This is a genomic window from Parabacteroides sp. PF5-6 (assembly GCF_029504695.1).
Taxonomy (GTDB): domain Bacteria; phylum Bacteroidota; class Bacteroidia; order Bacteroidales; family Tannerellaceae; genus QVMG01.
On record NZ_JAQFIN010000017.1, the window covers coordinates 42412 to 61270 of the forward strand.

The 18859-nt window shown below is 49.0% G+C and carries 14 protein-coding genes; 5 read left to right on the forward strand and 9 right to left on the reverse strand.

Annotated features, from left to right (window positions below):
* Nucleotides 1-28: 28 nt before the first annotated feature.
* Nucleotides 29-1426 carry a T9SS type A sorting domain-containing protein gene (locus tag M2133_RS14615; RefSeq protein WP_277466931.1) on the reverse strand — a complete coding sequence of 466 codons (1398 nt, stop codon included), beginning with the start codon at nucleotides 1424-1426 and terminating at the stop codon, nucleotides 29-31.
* Nucleotides 1427-1647: 221 nt separating this feature from the next.
* Here M2133_RS14615 and M2133_RS14620 point away from each other — a divergent pair, with 221 nt between their 5' ends.
* Together M2133_RS14620 and M2133_RS14625 are read left to right on the forward strand one after the other, a co-directional pair.
* Complete coding sequence (locus M2133_RS14620) at nucleotides 1648-3231, forward strand: DEAD/DEAH box helicase (RefSeq protein ID WP_277466932.1); 1584 nt, start codon at nucleotides 1648-1650, stop codon at nucleotides 3229-3231.
* A gap of 58 nt (nucleotides 3232-3289) precedes the next feature.
* Nucleotides 3290-3532 (forward strand): DUF6429 family protein, encoded by a 243-nt coding sequence (locus M2133_RS14625; protein ID WP_277466934.1) that lies wholly within the window; start codon nucleotides 3290-3292, stop codon nucleotides 3530-3532.
* Nucleotides 3533-3659: 127 nt separating this feature from the next.
* On the opposite strand, the gene M2133_RS14630 is transcribed toward M2133_RS14625, so the two are convergent.
* The 4 genes from M2133_RS14630 to M2133_RS14645 all read right to left on the reverse strand — a co-directional run bounded on the left by M2133_RS14630 (nucleotide 3660) and on the right by M2133_RS14645 (nucleotide 7838).
* The gene (locus M2133_RS14630) at nucleotides 3660-4082 is read right to left on the reverse strand and encodes a winged helix-turn-helix transcriptional regulator (protein ID WP_277466935.1); all 423 of its coding nucleotides are present in this window, start codon (nucleotides 4080-4082) and stop codon (nucleotides 3660-3662) included.
* A 153-nt stretch (nucleotides 4083-4235) separates the two neighbouring features.
* Entirely contained in the window at nucleotides 4236-4634 is a 399-nt protein-coding gene (locus M2133_RS14635) for an FKBP-type peptidyl-prolyl cis-trans isomerase (protein ID WP_277466936.1), read from the reverse strand.
* Between the two features lie 193 nt (nucleotides 4635-4827).
* Complete coding sequence (gene mnmE, locus M2133_RS14640) at nucleotides 4828-6216, reverse strand: tRNA uridine-5-carboxymethylaminomethyl(34) synthesis GTPase MnmE (protein ID WP_277466958.1); 1389 nt, start codon at nucleotides 6214-6216, stop codon at nucleotides 4828-4830.
* 242 nt (nucleotides 6217-6458) lie between these two features.
* Complete coding sequence (locus M2133_RS14645) at nucleotides 6459-7838, reverse strand: tryptophanase (protein WP_277466937.1); 1380 nt, start codon at nucleotides 7836-7838, stop codon at nucleotides 6459-6461.
* 387 nt (nucleotides 7839-8225) lie between these two features.
* On the opposite strand from M2133_RS14645, the gene M2133_RS14650 reads away from it, so the two are divergent.
* Nucleotides 8226-9344: a peptidoglycan bridge formation glycyltransferase FemA/FemB family protein gene (locus M2133_RS14650; RefSeq protein ID WP_277466938.1), complete on the forward strand. Its 1119-nt coding sequence runs from the start codon at nucleotides 8226-8228 to the stop codon at nucleotides 9342-9344.
* 83 nt (nucleotides 9345-9427) lie between these two features.
* On the opposite strand, the gene M2133_RS14655 is transcribed toward M2133_RS14650, so the two are convergent.
* From M2133_RS14655 to M2133_RS14670, 4 genes are all read right to left on the reverse strand, one after another.
* A complete protein-coding gene (locus M2133_RS14655; protein ID WP_277466939.1) occupies nucleotides 9428-10546 on the reverse strand; it encodes a DUF362 domain-containing protein in 1119 nt (372 codons plus the stop codon).
* A 217-nt stretch (nucleotides 10547-10763) separates the two neighbouring features.
* Nucleotides 10764-11792 carry a ferric reductase-like transmembrane domain-containing protein gene (locus M2133_RS14660; protein ID WP_277466940.1) on the reverse strand — a complete coding sequence of 343 codons (1029 nt, stop codon included), beginning with the start codon at nucleotides 11790-11792 and terminating at the stop codon, nucleotides 10764-10766.
* A gap of 95 nt (nucleotides 11793-11887) precedes the next feature.
* Nucleotides 11888-13270 (reverse strand): DUF4374 domain-containing protein, encoded by a 1383-nt coding sequence (locus M2133_RS14665; protein WP_277466941.1) that lies wholly within the window; start codon nucleotides 13268-13270, stop codon nucleotides 11888-11890.
* 151 nt (nucleotides 13271-13421) lie between these two features.
* Nucleotides 13422-15809 (reverse strand): TonB-dependent receptor, encoded by a 2388-nt coding sequence (locus M2133_RS14670; RefSeq protein WP_277466942.1) that lies wholly within the window; start codon nucleotides 15807-15809, stop codon nucleotides 13422-13424.
* A gap of 179 nt (nucleotides 15810-15988) precedes the next feature.
* On the opposite strand from M2133_RS14670, the gene M2133_RS14675 reads away from it, so the two are divergent.
* Together M2133_RS14675 and M2133_RS14680 are read left to right on the forward strand one after the other, a co-directional pair.
* Nucleotides 15989-16738 carry a nitroreductase family protein gene (locus M2133_RS14675; protein ID WP_277466943.1) on the forward strand — a complete coding sequence of 250 codons (750 nt, stop codon included), beginning with the start codon at nucleotides 15989-15991 and terminating at the stop codon, nucleotides 16736-16738.
* 73 nt (nucleotides 16739-16811) lie between these two features.
* Entirely contained in the window at nucleotides 16812-17588 is a 777-nt protein-coding gene (locus M2133_RS14680; RefSeq protein ID WP_277466944.1) for an EFR1 family ferrodoxin, read from the forward strand.
* The last annotated feature ends 1271 nt before the right edge of the window (nucleotides 17589-18859 follow it).

The following is an 18859-nucleotide window of genomic DNA, read 5'->3' on the forward strand; positions in this document are numbered from 1 at the left end:
CCATAAGGGAGGGTAGAGGGTGCATGACTTAATTAACTATGACCTTCGTTGTCGTTGTGCCGGCCTGTACGATGTAGATCCCGCTGGGTAACGTAATGGTTTTTGAACCCCGAAGCCCGCGAAGTCGCGCGAAGTTTTTACCCGTAATACTGTAGACTGCGACATCTACGGCACTTCCGGAATTGATAATGGATAATTGACCCTTGATCGTTGAGAGGCTGATTTTACCTTCGGCAATCTCCGTATTGTTTGTTGATAAATCCATTGCCTGCCACCAAAGCCGGGGGGTGGTCTGGCCTTCGTCGATCATCCAGGGGGTTGACGGGGGATTGTCAAGGCTGTATTGCTCGTTTGACGACAGGAAAGTCCAGCCGGTAAAAGCGGATGCTTTTTTCAGGTTGCTTTCGGAGAGGGGGGTAGGGGTGCCAACGATGCTGCCTTCGTTGAACGTTACAGCGTCTATTCCTTTCAGATAGAAACAGTCGGTAAAAGTGAGCTTTGTATCGCGATACAGGGATGCTACCAGCTGGGCGATGTATCTGCCCTCCCCGGTAACTTTCCCGGAAGCGTAACACTCCTGGATAACTATATTTTCTCCGCATGCCGCTCCGACAAATCCTCCGGCATTATACTTTCCGGCTACCTCTCCGGTGGCATAACACTGCAGGATTGTACCTTCATCAACAAAACCAATCAAGCCGCCGATTTCACCGCTACTGTCGTCTAAGGCTATGACTTTCCCTTTGCAATAGGATTGAAAAATAGTTCCGGTTGACTGATATCCGATCAGACCGCCGAAACGGCTACCGTGCGATCCCACTTGTACTTCAGAAGAACAGTAGGACACGTTCCATAGGGACATCCCTACCAGCCCACCGGCTATCTCGGCTTTGCTGCTGACCATTCCTTCTCCCCGGACATGGCAATTGGATAGCTCAGAGGAGGATTGTCCAGCCAGTCCACCAACAAAAGCATCTCCCTTTACTCCTGCTGCCGCGATCTCTACCGTCAGGTTTTTTATTGTGTTTAAGGACGTATAACCGAAAAATCCAACCACTGATTGCTCTTCCCGATTGATCCATAGCCCGGAAATCGTATGGTGCCCACCGTCGAAATCACCGTAGAAGCCCCAGATCTGATCATTTTTAACCCATCCGATAGGGAACCAGCCCTGTGTGTTCTCATTGTTTCCCCGGTCTTTCGATAGCCAGGTGGTCAGATCGATATCCTTTACCAGTTTGAAATACTTGTCGTAATAATTCTCCCCCAGGTAATTGTTCAACGCCGCCAGTTCTTCCGCGGTCGTAATCTGCCAGGGATCATTTGCGGTACCTGTGCCTGCGGCGAACTCACTGCCGTTCTGTGCCTGTAAAGTCATACTCCCGACAAGAAGGACTGCCCAAAGAATAAGTAGTTTTTGTTTCATGATGAATAGGTATTAAAATGTTTATTTCTTTAATTCTTGTTTGCAAAAATGAGAAAATCCGCCTGAAGAGATGTCCCAAATCTGCAAAAAGAAGTCTCAAATCTGCAAAAAGGGCATATTAAATTCTAACTTTGCATTTGTTATTATGTAAGCAAAACGAATAAACAATACTTGTATGTCTATTTCCCAATTTGTTGAAGAGGTCAGAAAGCTAATGAGCCGTGAAGAGATCGCGCGGAGAAATTATTTATAATAACTTGGGATGTACTATCCTATCCCAATCCTCAGCGCATGTTGATTTTATTGTTGCTTCCGATGGGGCAGAGATCTATCTGAAGGAGGATGTCTATTTCTTTATTATCAATTACGAAACTGTTTTGCGAGATAGCCAGGCGATAAACAAGGCCGGTTTTGATTTTCTTATATTGGATGAAGCCCAGAAGATAAAAAATTATGAAACAAAAACAGCTTCGGCGGTCAAGAGAATCCAGGCATCGCATAAACTGGTGATTACCGGGACACCGATTGAAAATAGACTGATTGACATTTATTCAGTGGTCAATGCGATTGATCCCTATTTCTTTGGCCCACTCTGGGAGTTTTCCTATCAGCATTGTGAGTTTGATACGGAAAAGCCCAATAAAATCAATGGGTATTACAACCTGAAGCAACTGAACGAACAGCTTTCGGACATATTGATACGTCGGGAGAAAAGTACGGTATTAAGCCAGTTGCCGGATGTGCAACAAATAGATATTCCATGTGAGCTCAGCCCTCTACAAGAGGAATATCATGCAAGCTATATGATGGGGGTGGCATCGATTATCCGGAAGAAGTACCTGACGCCGTACGACCTGCAACGATTGAATCTATTTCTGAATTGCGCCCGCATGGTGTGCGATTCTACTTTTCTAATCGACGAGGAGACCAACGATTCGCCCAAACTGGCTGAATTGGAGGATATCCTGTTTGAGAAACTGGATATTCAAAACACCAACCGCAAGATCATTATCTTTTCGGAATGGATCAAGGTGCACAGCCTGATCGGGCAACTGCTGCGCAAACGAAATATTGGCTTTGTTGAATTGAACGGCAAGGTTCCGGTGAAGCTACGTGGCAACCTTATTAAGAAGTTTGAATCGACACCTGATTGTAAAATTTTCCTTTCCACCGAAGCCGGGGGCGCGGGACTGAACCTTCAGATGGCAGATATACTGATCAATTTTGAACTGCCATGGAATCCAGCAAAGAAAAACCAGCGTATCGGACGGATTGACCGCTTGGGACAGAAAAGTAATAAATTGACCATATACAATTTCATTACGCGCGACTCCATTGAACAACAGATTGCTGCGGGTTTGCTGGTGAAACAGAATCTTTTTGATAGTGTATTGTCCGAAAGTAACACAACCAATTATGTGGACTTCTCGACCAAAGGACGCTCTCAGTTTATCCAGCAAATAGAAGCATTTATCGACCAACAGGAACAGGAAGTACAAAAAGAAATGCTGGAGGAAGAAATATTGCCGAAGATAGAAACCGCCGATCCGGTGGAGGCAAACCAATTGCCCTTGTTTGAAGATGAAGCATTTGATGAAGAACCGGTAAATGAAAACAAAGAGGTGGCTACCGAAACCATCAACCGCGCCACAGAAGAGTTGGAGCAGGTGATGAACAACGGTATGCAATTCCTATCTGGGTTATTTAAAATGTCGACCGGCAAAGAATTGGGAATCGAAAACCAAAAAATAGAAATAGATCCAGCAACCGGCGAAGTCGTTATGCGCTTTAAGATGAAGTTCTGAAAAAGACTTTATTATTTATCCGAATAATACCATTATCCACCTAATAATTCACACAAATATGAAACCAATTGATGAAGTAAAACGAGACCTCACGTTGATACTGCTCTATTTAAACTCATGGGAAGAGCAAGCTCACACCCCTTACAGAAGAAGCTGGAAAGGATATGACTTTGATGACATCGACAAACTGATCGAACAAGAATTCATCGCCGGCAAACACACCTCCAAATCCATCTCTTTTTATGAAGAAGGTATCGCAAAAGCGAAGGAATTAATAAAAGAGTACGGGATAGAGATGTAAGAACTCCGGCATAGATAAAGGCTATTGGAGGAGGGAGGTGGATACAGGATATGTATTTCATATTATCAGCTAAATAGCATTTTGAGCGGTATAAAGTCTAAAAAACAAGTGTATAGAATGTATGAGGTCAGACTTTCACTTCCCAAAAACCATTTCGTTTACCGTTTTTACGCTCAATAATACCTTTAGATTCTAGGTTAATAGTTAGCCGTTTTACTGTGGCAATAGACTTACCTATTTGTTCAACGATCTCCTGTTGTTTTATCTGTGGGTTCTTACGAATACAGTCAAGCAGTGCTTTCTCTTCTAAAGTGCAATTCAAAGTATCAATTTGAGACTTTGAAATTTCAGGAATGATACTTTGGACTTCATTTCCCATATGCATAGAACGATTTCTTAATTCGTTCTTTTCTCCCATCAACAAATTGCAGAAGAAGCGCTCCAAGTATTCAGGATTCCGTTTAATCCCTTTCTGCACGTTCTGATAGTTCGCTCTGACCAAAGCATTTCGGAAATACCATGAATGCTTCGCAAAAAGATCATTTTCCACATTAAAGCCGATAGAACGGAGGTATTGAATCGTAAAGACAGCAACAGCTCGGGTATTGCCTTCTCCAAACGGATGTATCTGCTATAAACCGGATATGAATTTAGTGATATGCTTTACGATTTGTTCCAAACTTAAGCCTGTTGATGACATCTGTTAAGCTATTCCAAGCAGCTCAATCTCGAATATAAGTGTTGATCCTCCAGGTATACCGGGTTGTGAGAATTTTCCGTATCCCATTTCGGCAGGAAGGTATAACTCCCATTTATCCCCGACACACATTTGTTGCATCGCTATACCCCATCCTTCAATCAGTTCGTTCAATCTGAATGCAATTGGCGTGCCTCCACGGCTGCTGTCGAACTTTTTACCATTGATAGTCCATCCGGTATAGTGGGCGGTAATAATACTTCTCGGTGTCGGATGGTTCCCGTCATTTTTCCCTTCGTTTATTACCTTGTAATATATTCCTTTCGGGAGAGGCTTGACATCCTCTTCCTTTGATTTTATCTCCAGCCAGTCTCTATTGGCTTGTATGTAATCTCGTTTACTCATAATGGTTTACATTAAATATTATTGTTTCGTATTTTCTCAGATTCTGACAACTCAAACAAGGCACTTGAAGCTATTGCAATGAATCGTTTACTATTGATCTTATATGTCATAATTATATACTAGAAATATCTTACCGCTTTAACATCTCTACCAAACAATTCTGCTATTTGTTTTTGCGAGAGCTACGCCGTACTTACTTTCCGATACAAAAATTCGCAAAAATATTCCCCAGTATCTCATCATCGCTGATTTGGCCGGTGATTTGGCCGAGGTGGTGGAGGCATTCGCGGAGGTCTTGGCTGAGGAAGTCGCCGGAGAGGGAGGTGGAGAGGCCTTCGGAGACGCGGCGGATGGCGGTTAGGGCGTGGGTGAGGGCTTCGTAGTGGCGGATGTTGGTGACGATGGTGTCGTTTGGGGTGAGGTCGGGCAGGGCGGCGGCTTGGAGGAGCTGCTGTTGGAGGGATTCGGTGTTGATCTGTTGCTTGGCGGAGATGTAGATGCGGGGGGCAGGGATATTGTTAAGAAGCTGTTGCTTGTCTTTTAATTCTTCCGGGGATAGGAGGTCGGATTTGTTGAATACCAACATTAGGTGTTTGTCTTCGCTACGGGGCATGATTTGTTGGGCTAATGATTCTATTTCAGTAGCCGGAGTAGTCAGATCGATGACCCAGAGGACGATGGTGGCCTGATCCAATTTCTGGAAGGTACGCTCGATGCCCATCGATTCGATGGTATCGGTTGTTTCACGGATACCGGCCGTGTCGATGAAGCGGAAGGTGATGCCGGAGATATTGATGGTGTCTTCAATCACATCGCGGGTCGTACCATGAATATCGGAGACGATGGCGCGTTCTTCACCGACCAGCAGGTTCAGTAAGGTGGATTTGCCCGCGTTGGTCTCTCCGATGATAGCAACGGGGATACCGTTTTTGATGGCGTTACCGACACTGAATGAGTTGGCCAGCTTCTCTATTACGCGTTCGATGTGTGTAGCCAGGCTTTTCAGGTGCGAGCGGTCGGCAAACTCGACATCTTCTTCCGTAAAATCAAGCTCGAGTTCGATCAATGAAGTGAAATCGAGCAATTGGGTGCGCAGCCGGATCAATTCGTTGCTGAAGCCCCCACGCATTTGACTGAGCGCCAGACGGTGTTGCCCGGCAGAGGTCGAGGCGATCAGGTCGGCTACCGCTTCGGCCTGGCTGAGGTCCATTTTCCCATTCAGAAAAGCCCGTTGGGTGAACTCGCCGGGCAATGCGGAACGGGCGCCTTTGTCGATCAATAATTGCAGGATTTGTTGCTGGATATAGATCGAGCCGTGGCAGGTGATCTCCACCGTATCTTCCCCTGTGTAGGAGTGTGGCGCGCGAAATAGGCTGACCAGGACTTCGTCGATCGTTTGTTCTCCATTACTTATCTCGCCGAAATGTACCGTATTGGGCGCACAGTCGGAAAGCTTCTTGCCCGAAGGAGTCGTGAATACTTTCTCTGCGATCTCAATGGATCCTTTACCGGATAAGCGGATGACAGCGATACCTCCTGAACCCGGAGGAGTAGAAATGGCACAAATAACGGATTGATCGATCATAGTCCTGTTGTATTTTGTGCAAAGATAGTGAAAGCCGAACACAGAGGCAAGCTTGCTTGACTATGTTGAGGTGCATCCTATCTTGGATTTCATTTATGGAATCAAAGATACGAAAAAACAGGCGTTTGTGGTAAAAGAATTCCGGCACACTGATGACACAGATTGGACAGATGACCGCAGATAATATAATTTAATCTGTGGTCATCCGTCCAATCTGTGTTATCTGTGTGCCAGTTTAGCTATCGAGCAACTTCCAGTTCGATCGTAAAGTGGCGCATGATCGGCAGTTCCTTGGTGATATGGTAACCGCGGGTGATCTCCTGATTGCGATCGGCCACGTTTTTCAATGCGGCGGCGATCACGTCCATATGGTTGTTCGTGTAGGTACGGCGGGGGATTGCCAGGCGGAAGAGCTCCAATGCCGGATAGCGGTTTTCGCGGGTGACGGGATCACGGTCGGCCAGGATGGCGCCTACTTCCACGCCACGGATACCGGCTTCCAAGTAAAGCTCGATGCCTAATGTCTGGGCAATAAACTCTTCTTTGGGCACGTTGGGCAGAACCTTTTTAGCATCCACAAAGATCGCATGTCCACCGGCCGGCCGCTGGTAGGCAATACCGTATTCATCCAGCTTCGCCCCCAGATAAGCCACCTGACGGATACGTGTGTCCAGATAATCAAACTCCGTACCTTCGTCCAGCCCCTGTGCCAGGGCGTTCATATCCCGTCCCGACATGCCGCCGTAGGTGATAAATCCTTCGTTCATAATACAGAACATCTGTGCCTTTTGCCAGAGTGATTCTTCTTTGAACGCCACAAAGCCGCCCATATTGACGATCGCGTCTTTCTTGGACGACATCGTCATCATATCGGCATACGAGAACATCTCGCGTACAATCTCTTTGATTGTCTTGTCGGCATATCCTTCTTCGCGCATTTTGATAAAATAGGCATTCTCGGCAAAACGGGCGGAGTCGATCAACAGGCGCACGCCGTACTTTTGGCATAAGGCGGATACCTCGCGGATGTTCCGCATCGAAACGGGTTGTCCGCCAGCCGTATTATTGGTTACGGTCAATACCACACACGGGATCTTCTCCACCGGATACTGCTGTAATGCCTTCTCCAGTTTCTCCGGATCGACATTGCCTTTGAACGGGATCTCCAGCTGCGTATCGGCTGCTTCGTCGATCGTGCAGTCCAGCGCCGTTGCCTTGCGGAATTCGATATGTCCTTTGGTCGTGTCAAAATGGGAGTTTCCCGGCAGGATATCCCCTTCTTTGATCAGGGTAGAGAAGAGCACGTTTTCGGCGGCGCGTCCCTGGTGTGTCGGTAGGAAGTAGTCGAAGCCAAGAATATTCTTGATGGCCTCTTTCATTACATAATAGGAGCGGGCGCCGGCATAACTTTCATCGCCGAGCATCATTGCCGACCATTGTTTGTCGCTCATGGCCCCGGTGCCCGAGTCGGTGATCAGGTCGATAAACACCTGGTCGCTCTTGAGGTTGAACAGGTTGAACTTCGCCTCCTTGATCCATTGTTGGCGTTCTTCACGCGTACTGCGGCGGATCGTTTCCACCATCTTAATCTTGTACGATTCTGCAAATGGTAATTCCATGATAAATAAGTTTTTATAAATGTTTTAGCGTGTAATATAAATATCACATAGGGTTGAATCCGCTTCGGGGTTCAATAAGAGGAATGATCTTATAGGCGTATGGAGCTTAGGGTACTTTTAAGTCAGCCCAAGCTATAAGAACATTCAAATAAGTTTACGGATAGGGGAGATCAACGCGTCTCAGGAAAGAAATTCATCGCGTTTCTTGATGTTCAGGAATAACCTGACGGAGGATATGTCATTGTTTGATCTCATGCGAAGCAAATATAAGCATTTAATAGTAAAAAAGCTTTCGAATGGGTAAGATTTCTTAAAGCAAGGCTTTCCCGCGTGTTAAAATTGCTTTATACGAAAATAGGGCTTAGCTTTGCCGCTTTTATACGCGCCATGAAAATTGATGTTTGTAAGAAAGAAATCAGAGATATTCAGGATACGCCGATCGTGCAGCAGACCGCGTTCTGGTCGGAGGTAAAGACTTGCCAGGGTTTGGAGACCATGGCTTTTGATTTTAAGGTGAGAAACAGGGACATCTACAGCCAGGTGGGCGGATTTGCCTGCACGGATGCCGACTTTCTCGTGTTGCAACAGCCGTTGAACGCGCGGCAGAGCCTGGCATACCTGCCTTATGGCCCGGAGATCGAGCCGTCGGGCGAGAACCAGGGTGCTTTCCTGGAAGAGCTTTCCGAAATTATGCGTTCCTATTTGCCCAAAGGTTGTATCGGTATCCGTTACGATCTGAACTGGCGTTCGCATTGGTGTGATGCCGATCACTTCGATGAAAAAGGCATTTGGAACGGCGCTCCCGATAAGCAATATCAGGAGTTTCAGTTGAATTATAATACGATCAACTGGAACCTGCGGAAGAGTAATATGGATATTCTTCCCTCGACAACCATTTTCCTCGATCTTTCCCTGAGCGAAGAGGAACTATTGAAACAGATGAAACCCAAGACCCGCTACAATATCCTCCTGGCGGAACGGAAAGGGGTGCGGGTTTACCGTACGGGGATTGATAAGATCGACGTCTGGTATCAGTTGTACCGGGAGACAGCACGCCGAAATGGCTTGTTTGTGAATAAAGCGGACTATTTCCTCTCCGTCCTTTCCGCCCGTGCCGACGATACGGCCTCACCGGCAACGGTGGAACTCCTGGTCGCCGAACACGACGGTGAACCGTTGGCTGCCATGTTCCTGGTGATGACCGGCCATCGGGGCACCTACCTCTATGGCGCCTCCTCGTCCGAAAAAAGAAACTATATGCCGACCTACGCCATGCAATGGGAGGCGATTAAGATCTCGAAAGCTTACGGATGCACCGAATATGATATGTTCGGCGTCTCGCCCGGTCCCGACACTTCCCATCCGATGTACGGCCTCTACCGTTTCAAAACCGGCTTCGGCGGCGAGCTCTTCCATCACCTGGGCTGCTGGGACTATCCCCTGGATAAGGATAGTTATGCCCTTTTTCAGGCCAGTGAGATGGGGGCGCAAGGCTATTATAAATGAAATTACGAATTAAAAATTACGAATTACGAATGGGCGCAAGCGGTATTTTATTCGTAATTTTTAATTCGTAATTGGATTATACGTTAATCCACCTGGATTAACGTATAATCCTGCGTTCCCAGCCCGATCTTTTCGGCATATTCCAAGCCTTTCTTCCATTCGGTATTCGGATGGATCAGGCAGAACTTATCGGTTCCTTCGTGGTGATCGTGGGAGTGATGATCGGTGATTTTGTTGTTCTGAAGCACCGGCGCTGCCGTCACCAGGTCGGCGCAAGCCTTATCCAATGCCACGGGATCGAAAGAGGCAGCGATACCCAGATCGGGAATGATTGCTGCGTCGTTATGATTCCAGCAGTCGCATTCGGGCGATACGTTCATGATAAAGCTGACGTGGAAGTTGGGTTTGTCTTTCAATACCGCTTTGGTGTATTCCGCAATCTTGTAATTCAGCCGTTCGGAGGTATCGTCTTCACCCAATACGGCCGCGTTGTACTGGCAGAGGGCTACGCATTGTCCGCAGCCGACACAACGGTCGTAGTTGATCTCCGCCTTCCGGTCGACCAGGTGAATGGCATCGTGTGCGCAATGTTTCACGCAGATATTACAGCCGATGCAATTCTTTTGGATGACGATCGGCTGCGACGCCGAATGCAGTTCCAGTTTGCCGCCCACACTGGCACAGCCCATACCGAGGTTTTTCAACGCCCCACCAAATCCGGTCTGTTCGTGCCCTTTGAAGTGATTCATCGAGAGGATGATATCCGCATCGGCAATAGCGGCACCGATTTTCGGCGCTTTGCAGTATTCACCGTCGATAGGGATCTCCCGGTAGTCGGTTCCTTTCAAGCCATCGGCGATAATGATATCGCATTGTGCCGAGATGGGATTGTAACCGTTCTCCATCGCGCTTTTCAGGTGATCGACCGCATTCGATCGTCCGCCGGAATACAAGGTGTTGCTATCGGTCAGAAACGGCTTGCCGCCCAGCGAGCGCAACAGATTTGCCATCCGTGCCGCGTAATTGGGGCGGAGATACGCCAGGTTGCCCGGCTCTCCGAAATGGATCTTGATCGCCACGAACTGTTTCTTGAAGTCAATATTCTCAATGCCTGCTGCTTTCACCAGACGCTCCATCTTCGTCAATAGGTTACGGGATGGAGAAGTACGTAAATTCGTAAAATAAACGTTGGATTTACTCATAATCTAAACTTAGTATAATTGCATTTGCAGACAAAGATAGTGAAGATTTTACAAAGCTCTGAAGTACCCACACATAACTTTTTCCCCTGATTGATCTTCCGATCTTTCAAGATGTATAACGTGGCTTTTTTGTCTGACGCAAGAACTTAAAACAGCCGTTCGATATCGGACAAACAACAAACAGCCGGCAAGACACACCTTTTACCTGGGACGCCGATCAATACCGGGATCTGCCTTCAAGGGGTTTTCGCCCGTCCCGGAATGCTCTTTTCCGCATTTTCCGTAGGCGAAGATAGAGGTATGAGCCGTAGATCAATAAGAGGGAAACGAGGTGTATGTATTGTTTCGTTTGCGCGCTGGGTTTGAAGTCGGCGAATCCTTTGGTGGGTGTACGTCCGCTGTTAGCCGGCTTGGCAGCCTGAGAGGTTTGTCTATTGCTGTTCGCGTTTGCCGGGCGAGCGTTTTCACTGCCGCGCTGGCCACGTCCTTCGGCACGTTCTTCAACGTTTGCCGTTACTTCAACGGCGGGTTTGGCTGCGGCATGTCCACCGCGGGGATTCAAGATGCCTCCGATCTGGATACCCATCGCGTGGATAAACAGGGTGGCATAGAGCACGTACGACCACTTCTGCCATTTCTTCCATCGGGCGTTGCCCATACGTTTGCGTACGGCATCGAAGGAAGTGACCCAAAGCGGAATAAAGATAATCAGCATCAGAATACCCAAAAGGAAACTAAAACTGCTGAATCCGGCACCCACCGTACTGACCACGCGGGTACTTGCCAGATAGCCCTCGTTATCGGCAAAGAACCGGAACGCACCGGGTACGCTGCCCATCACCCGGATCAGTGAATGGGCGAATACGGCAAAGCCCACGATGATCGACATCTCCTTGCGGATCGACATCAGTCGCTTAACGGGGGTGTGACGAACATTGAGCGCACCGATATACATAATGATAATCAATAACGGGTGCCCGAACGTCCCCATATGGATATAATCCCGGATAATCTCCCCGAGAAACGGGACGCGTACAAAGCCGGCGATCTCTATACCGAATAGCCTCCCGACTGTCGGCAGTGCCACCAAGACAAACGGGATGGCGAAGAGCGTATAATACCACCCGGGATGTTTGTGTATCGACTTGGCCAGTAAGACAAAGAACAGGGTGAGAACGGCCAACGAGACAAATAGTGGCGCGCATTCCCGCAGATAACTCAATAGGTCTATAAATAGTTTAACCATAAAACTTTTTTTTAATTGTGAATTATAAATTGTAAATTATGAGAGTGTGGCTGTTTCTCCTTTTTTATAATTTACAATTAATAATTCATAATTTATCATTGATACGTCAGTTTGCCTACCCCGCCGATCTGGGTTGTCTCTACCGTCAGTCCTTTGGTAGCTACCGCCGTTTCGGGGTTGATACAGTAGATGGCCGGCTGCTCGTCGGTGATGGTGACGGCTACGTAGGCCGTGCCGTCTTCCACATACGGCGTGTTGCCGAAGCCGGTCACAGCAGATGGCATGCCTGTGACATTCGTCAGTTTGCCTGTCGAGCCTTTGAAGATCGCCAACTGATTGGCCGTATAGCCCGCTTCGGAGAATGGGCGGTCGTACATCAACAACAGGAAGTAATCGTCGGTCAGGTGCCAGGAGCGAACAAACGATTTGCCACCGCTTTGTTCTTCGATATTACTATAATAGCTGGCGTCGAACGTGCTGGCACCCGCTTTGATCCGTACCACGCCGGCAGGCAGGGTGGTGCGTTGTACCTCTGCCGTCATCACCTTGGCGTAGCTCGGCGAGAAGACATATACGTCACCGTTGTCGGCCGCCCAGATCATCTGGTAATACTGTGAGCGGTTGCGTCCGCAGGCATAGCTGATCTTATCGGTCCGGAGCAGGGTCGGGTTTTCGAATTTCTCGTCTGCGTAGATCGCTACCCAGGCTTCGTCGGGGTATTGTGTCCATTGCAGTTCGCCCTCCACGTATGCTCCGCTACCGCTACCGCCGGCTTCAGTCTTGACCAGTTCGGGATATTTCACCCACTCGCCGTTATTGGCTTTCACGCCATACTGGCTCAGCCCCATAGGCACTGGCGCGGAGAAGATGCGGTCGCCTACCTGCAGGATACCCGCCAGGGTGACGTATTCGCCATTGCCCAGATAGTTCTCCACCTCGATAGCCTCCGAGTTTCGGATCGTCTCTTTCTCTACATCCAGATAGGAGAACATAAAACCTTTGGCGGCAAAGCCATTGGCATCCGTTTGATTCATATCCCCGGCAGACGAGGTGATGATATAGTTGTCGTACGTGCCATACGAGGTGAAGCGTTTGGTCTCGAACGTCACGTCGCGCTCTTCCACTTTGCCCTCCTGCGTGAGGATATACGAAGAGCCGACACCGGCATTCCCCTGGTTGTAGACCAGGCGGTAGAGGTATTTATCCTGGAAATACACCCAGTAGGTGCCGCTTTCCGTTGTCAGTCCGTTGTTTTTGGTGGTGACCGTGCCTTCGTTCAGGCTTTCGGCCGTTACCAGGATCCCGTTCTCACCGGTCGAAGCGGCAATAATATAGTGAGATACCTCTTCCGTCGGTTCGGGATTAGGATCGGGATTGGGGTCGGGGATAATCTCATTATTATCATCCCCACAAGCCGTCAATAGGCTGCATGCCACCATCAGGGCAGCCAATCCTTTCAGTAGATCGTTCTTTTTCATGTTGTTTTAAATTATATAGTTTATTGATATAATAAAGAATTCGAATTGTTTGTGATCAAACTGCCCCACCGCTGCAAGCAGCGGTCCCCCCCTTCTTAACCAAGAAGGAGAGCCGAGATAGTACTAGTCTCTATTTTCCAATATTTCCACATCAATTCCCCAAGTACACCCTCAGCTTCGCATAGAACGCCCGTCCGGCTTTCTGCAGGCTGAAGTTATCGTATAATTTCTCATCCGTGAAGTTCCGGCATTCGAACGAGAGGTTGTAACGCCCGTTCTTCAGGCTGTACGACAAAGTCAGGTTATGCGAGAACTGGCTGGGGATCACAAACTTCGTCTCACTGCCCAATGCCTCGGAATAGAGCGGGAAGCTATGCATATAGAGGTTGTCGTAGGTGAGGGTCAAGAGATTGCCTTTCTGTCCCAGGTCGCGCCAGTAGAAAGAGACATCCGAGTTGGCGAACCGGTAGGGCAGGTTCGGCATACGGGCACCGTACGTCAGGCTCTCCTGTGCCGTGCCTCCGGCGATGGTACGCACATTGTCGCGCACGTTCATCTGCGTATAATTACCTCCCACACTCACCCAATCATCAAAGCCGTAGCGGGCGGAGAGGGTATATCCTTTGGTCTCCACCTTGCCGTGGTTCTCGTAGGCAGCGCCCGACTTCCCACCACTGAGGTCAACCAGCTTGCGTTGGATATAGTCTTTCGTATCGCGATAGACCAGTCCCCCTTCGAGGTAGACGGTATGCGCGCCGAACCGCTCGTTATAACTCAGGTTCAGGTTGTAGTTGTCGCTATTCTCGGGCTGGATCGCCAGATCGCCCGTCTCCAGGTCTTCGTCGCCGAACATCTCTTCGTTGGTCGGCAGGCGGTACGCCTTTTCGTACGAGAGTTTTGCCTGCAGGCTCTTCCGAATAAAATAGGTGCCTGCCGCCCCGTAGCCCAGGCTGTTGAGCGAATGGGATGTACGGGTATATTGATCCTGTGCCGATGAGGTGGCAATGGGGCCGGCCACATACTGATCGTAATACTTGGCGAAAGCCGACAGGTTCCAGCGCTCCGACGGCATCAGGCGGTACGACAGCCCGGTGATGTTCTTGCGTGTCTCTTTGGCAATGGCTTCCGCACCGGTATTCTCATTCAAGAGCGACCGGTTGGAGCGTTTGAACTGGTTCAATACATGGTTGAGGGTAAACAGATGCGCTTGTCCGATGCGGTAGTTCGCCGTCAGTGTGCCGTTCCAGTTGTTATTGTCCGAGCGGGTATGCTGGTACGACTGCTCGCCCGGCATACGTAAGGGGCGCATCTCCCCGCGCCAGTTAAATTCATACGCCGAGGTATCCACATTGTGCGTGATGTTCTTGTTGTAGTTGGCCGTCAGGGTAACGTCCAGCCCTTGGACGAAGAGGTTACTTTTGCGGTATTCCAAGGCCGGCATCAGCGAATGTCCTTTGCGGTATTTCGCGCCATAGACTACCTCCTGGCGCACACCGGTCTGTATGTCCTTGTGCATATTCGAATAGGTGAAACTCAACATCAGCCGGTCGGCCCACGCTTTATCCACCATACCGATCTTGCCGACCACCGCTTCGTTATGGTAGGTGTCGTGAAAGCGCTTCACCCGTTCGATATTTTTCTTATTGATCGCCCCCGTCTCGAAGTCCTTGACCGGCGTATCAACGGAATAGTCATTGTCGGAATAGTTCTGGAAGGCGTTGATCTCGTAAGTCAACCCGCTCTGGGAGGTTTGCCCGAAGTTGACGTACGACTTATGCGTATTGAACGAGCCATAGGAATAGGAAGCATCGAGAAACCACCGGTTGCGGTTCTTTTTGGTCACGATATTGATCACCCCGCCGATGGCATCCGTGCCGAAGCCCACCGGCACGACGCCTTTGTACACTTCGATCCGCTCGGCGTAGTTCACCGGTATATTATTCAATCCAAAGGAGCTGCCTACCCCTTCCTGTGGCACACCGTCGATAAAGATCTTGATATGCTTGCCGCTGAAGCCGTCCATCATCAGCTGCATCTCCGAGCCGACGCCACCCGATTCGCGCAGCTTCATGCCCGGCGCCTGCGTCAAGGCCTGGCTGAGGTTCTGCGTGGAGTTCTGCATCGCCCGCGTATCGATCGCCACGGCATTGAATGCCGAGCGTTTCATGCGGCTCAGTCCGTTGGAGACCACAACGACCTCTTCCAGTTCGGTAGTCGACGGACTGAGAATGATCTCTTGCCTTGTCTGTTTCCCGACGATGACATCGATCGCTTTCTCCACCGTGTGATACCCGATCGCCGAGACTACCAGCGTATATTTGCCCGCGGGTGCCTCCAGGCGGTAAAGCCCTTCGCCGTCGGTCGCGCTGCCGTAGCTGCTGTTCTTCAGGTATACCGTGGCGAAGTCGACCACCTCTTTGCCGGACGAGACCACCCGGCCGGAGATTATGCCTTTCTGCTGGGCGTAAGCGGAAGTCAAATGCAAGAGGAGTAAGAAGAGAATAATGGCGTTTGCGCGAGTCTTTGTTTTCAATTCCATAAACTTTTGTCGTCTGTTTTATTCTTGAAATGCGCTGCAAAGTTCCGCAAAAGGATGGACGTGCGTAATCCCCCGTTTTAGGTAATTTGGCGGGAGGAAATACCTATATATAGTCAGTCCCACGCTTGTAGAGTAGGTTCTAAGTCGTATCTTTGTAGAAGAAATAAAGAAAAGACACAATGTTAATAGAAAGTATGAAAAACAGACGGAGCATCCGTCAGTACACCGAACAGGAGATCCCCGCCTCGTTATTGAATGAACTGTTTGAAGTGGCGTCGCGTGCGTCGAACACCGGAAATATGCAGTTGTATAGTGTGATTGTCACCCGCGATGCCGCAGCCAAAGCGCGGCAGGCACCTTTCCATTTCAACCAGAAGATGGCCACGGAAGCGCCCGTCGTATTAACCTTCTGCGCCGATGCCAACCGCTTCGTGCGTTGGGCGGAGAACCGCAAGGCAGAGGCCGGTTTCGATAACCTGCAGACCTTCCTGGCGGCAACCATCGACGCCATGCTCTTCGCCCAGGCCTTCTGCGATGCAGCCGAAGCGCGCGGCTTGGGCATCTGCTACCTGGGGACGACCGCTTACAATGCCGATAAGTTTATCGCCGAGTATAAATTGCCCCGCCTGGTTGTGCCCATCGTCACGGTCACCGTCGGTTATCCCGCCGAACCCTTACCCGTTCAGCCCGAACGCCTGCCGGTCGAAGCCATTATTCACAATGAAGTCTATACCGACTATACCCCGGCTTCCATCGATACCTTATATAAAGCCAAAGAAGAATTGGAGGCCAACCGCGAATATACCCGTATCAACAACAAAGAAACCCTGGCACAGGTGTTTACCGATATCCGCTATACGCGGAAGAACAACGAGTACTTCTCGGAGGTGCTGTTGAAGGTCTTAAAGGATCAGGGATTTCTGAATTAATTATTAATTATTAATTATGAATTGAAGATTGGCCTTAGCCAATTGTGAGATATAAATATAAAAAAGAAGTTCTATGAAAATCAACCTGGCATATTTCAGTGCCACCTACACCACCCAACGCATCATCCGGCAGGTCGCTGCCCAGTTCGGCACAGATGCGATCCGCGAATACGATATCACCCAGCAACTGCCCACGGAAGAGATCCGACTGGGCAAAGACGAACTATTGATCCTCGGTGCTCCGGTCTATTCCGGCCGTATCCCCGAACGGGCACAGGAAGCTTTCCGCTACCTGAAAGGGGAGGGGACGCCCGTTGTGGTGATTGCTGTATATGGAAACCGGGAGTACGAAGATGCGTTGGTCGAGATGAAAGACCTCATCGAAGCAAACGGTTTCCGGCTGATTTCCGCCGCCGCCTTTGTCGCCCAGCACTCTATCTTCTCTCATGTTGCCACGGGCCGTCCCGATGCCAAAGATATGCGCCTGGCCGCCGAATACGGCAAACAGCTCGCTGCGTTATTGGATAACGCCGAAGCTATCGAAGCCTTACCGCTTCCGGCGATCAAAGGCAACCGTCCGTACCGCGACATCGGCCCCTCGCATCCCATGCCTATCCGGGTAGAGGAGGAATGCAATGCCTGCGGAACCTGTGTCGAGCTCTGTCCCTACCAGGCGATCAGCGCCGCCGATCCCCGGGTGACGGACGTGGCTCAGTGTCGCTCCTGTGGCCGTTGTATCGTGGTTTGCCCCTTGCAGGTACGTCGTTTCAGTGGAGAGTTCTTCGATATGGTCGGACAGAAGTTTGCCGTAGCCCTGGCCGCCCGCAAGGAGCCGGAACTGTTTTTCTAAACCGTATAAGCAAGATCCGATCTCACCCTATTTGATTTCTGAACTCTGATTCTACTGATTAAATGATGAACTATGAACTATGAACCTGAATATATCTCACTTGCAAACTCATAGACTATCATTTAATCAGTATAATCTAAGTTCAGACAATCTTCACATCTCAAAATACTTGATCCTAAAGAACAAAAACCCTCAAAATACCCTCCGAACAGAGTTTTTCGTTTTTTTACTTACATCATACAGGATTTTCTTTCGCCTCTGTATATCAATCATATAGCTGTTTTATATAATAAAAAGAGCAGTGAAAATCCTGTAAGTAACTTTCTGATACCTGTTGGAGCGCTCCAATAGTGATCGGTTTAACATTGTCGCCTGTCCCGGCTGTATGATGGTAGTAAAAAAACGAAAAACTCTGTTCGGAATGATCGGTTTACCACTATTTGTCGTTTACATTAGTTAACATCTGCCGTTCGACTACCAAGCCGCCTCTTTCACCGAAAAGGCCGGCAGGGTTTCCCCAAAAGCCGGCGGAGTTTGGCCAAAGGCCGGCAGGGATTTTGTGGGACTATTCATTTGTTCATTAAGATTAGTCGTTTGGCGTGACTCGGCATAATCCATGCAAGCACGGATTCTGCGCTCGCTACTTCAAACGTTGATAATTATCAACAAATAGCTACTCCTTGTTTTCGCTGCCGCAATCCCCCTTTTTCAAACTACCGGTAGTTTGCGAACAAAGTATTAGTAGTTTGCGAACAAACTACCGGTAGTTCGTGCGCAAACTACCGGTAGTTTCTGAGGAGGGTGTTTGTGTTTCATTTTCAATGGTTTAGAAATCGCATTGAAGAAAATCAGAAGATTTTCTTCAGTAGTTAGTAGTGGGTAGTTAGTAGTTGGTAGGCGCGGAGCGGTGAATCGAAGGAAATGTGAAGATGCAGAATAATAGCAAGTGGACTATCTCGGCTCTCCTCCTTTGAAAAGGAGGAGTACCCGAACGAAGAGAGGGGGAGGTGGTTAGATCTTTTAAGTGACTATTAATTAGCAATATAAGAATCTAACCACCTCCCGGTTCGTACCTCGCCGTAGGGGTTGACTCAAAAGTATCAGATATACGAACTAAGTGTCCCCGCCTGGTCAGGCGGGGGGGACCGCTGCTTGTAGCGGTGGGGTGGTTGTCTTTTCTGTCAAGAATCTGTACTTCAGTACGGTATGTGTGTAAACAACCACTCCACCATCGCAAGCGATGGCCCCCCTCGCCTGACCAGGCGAGGACA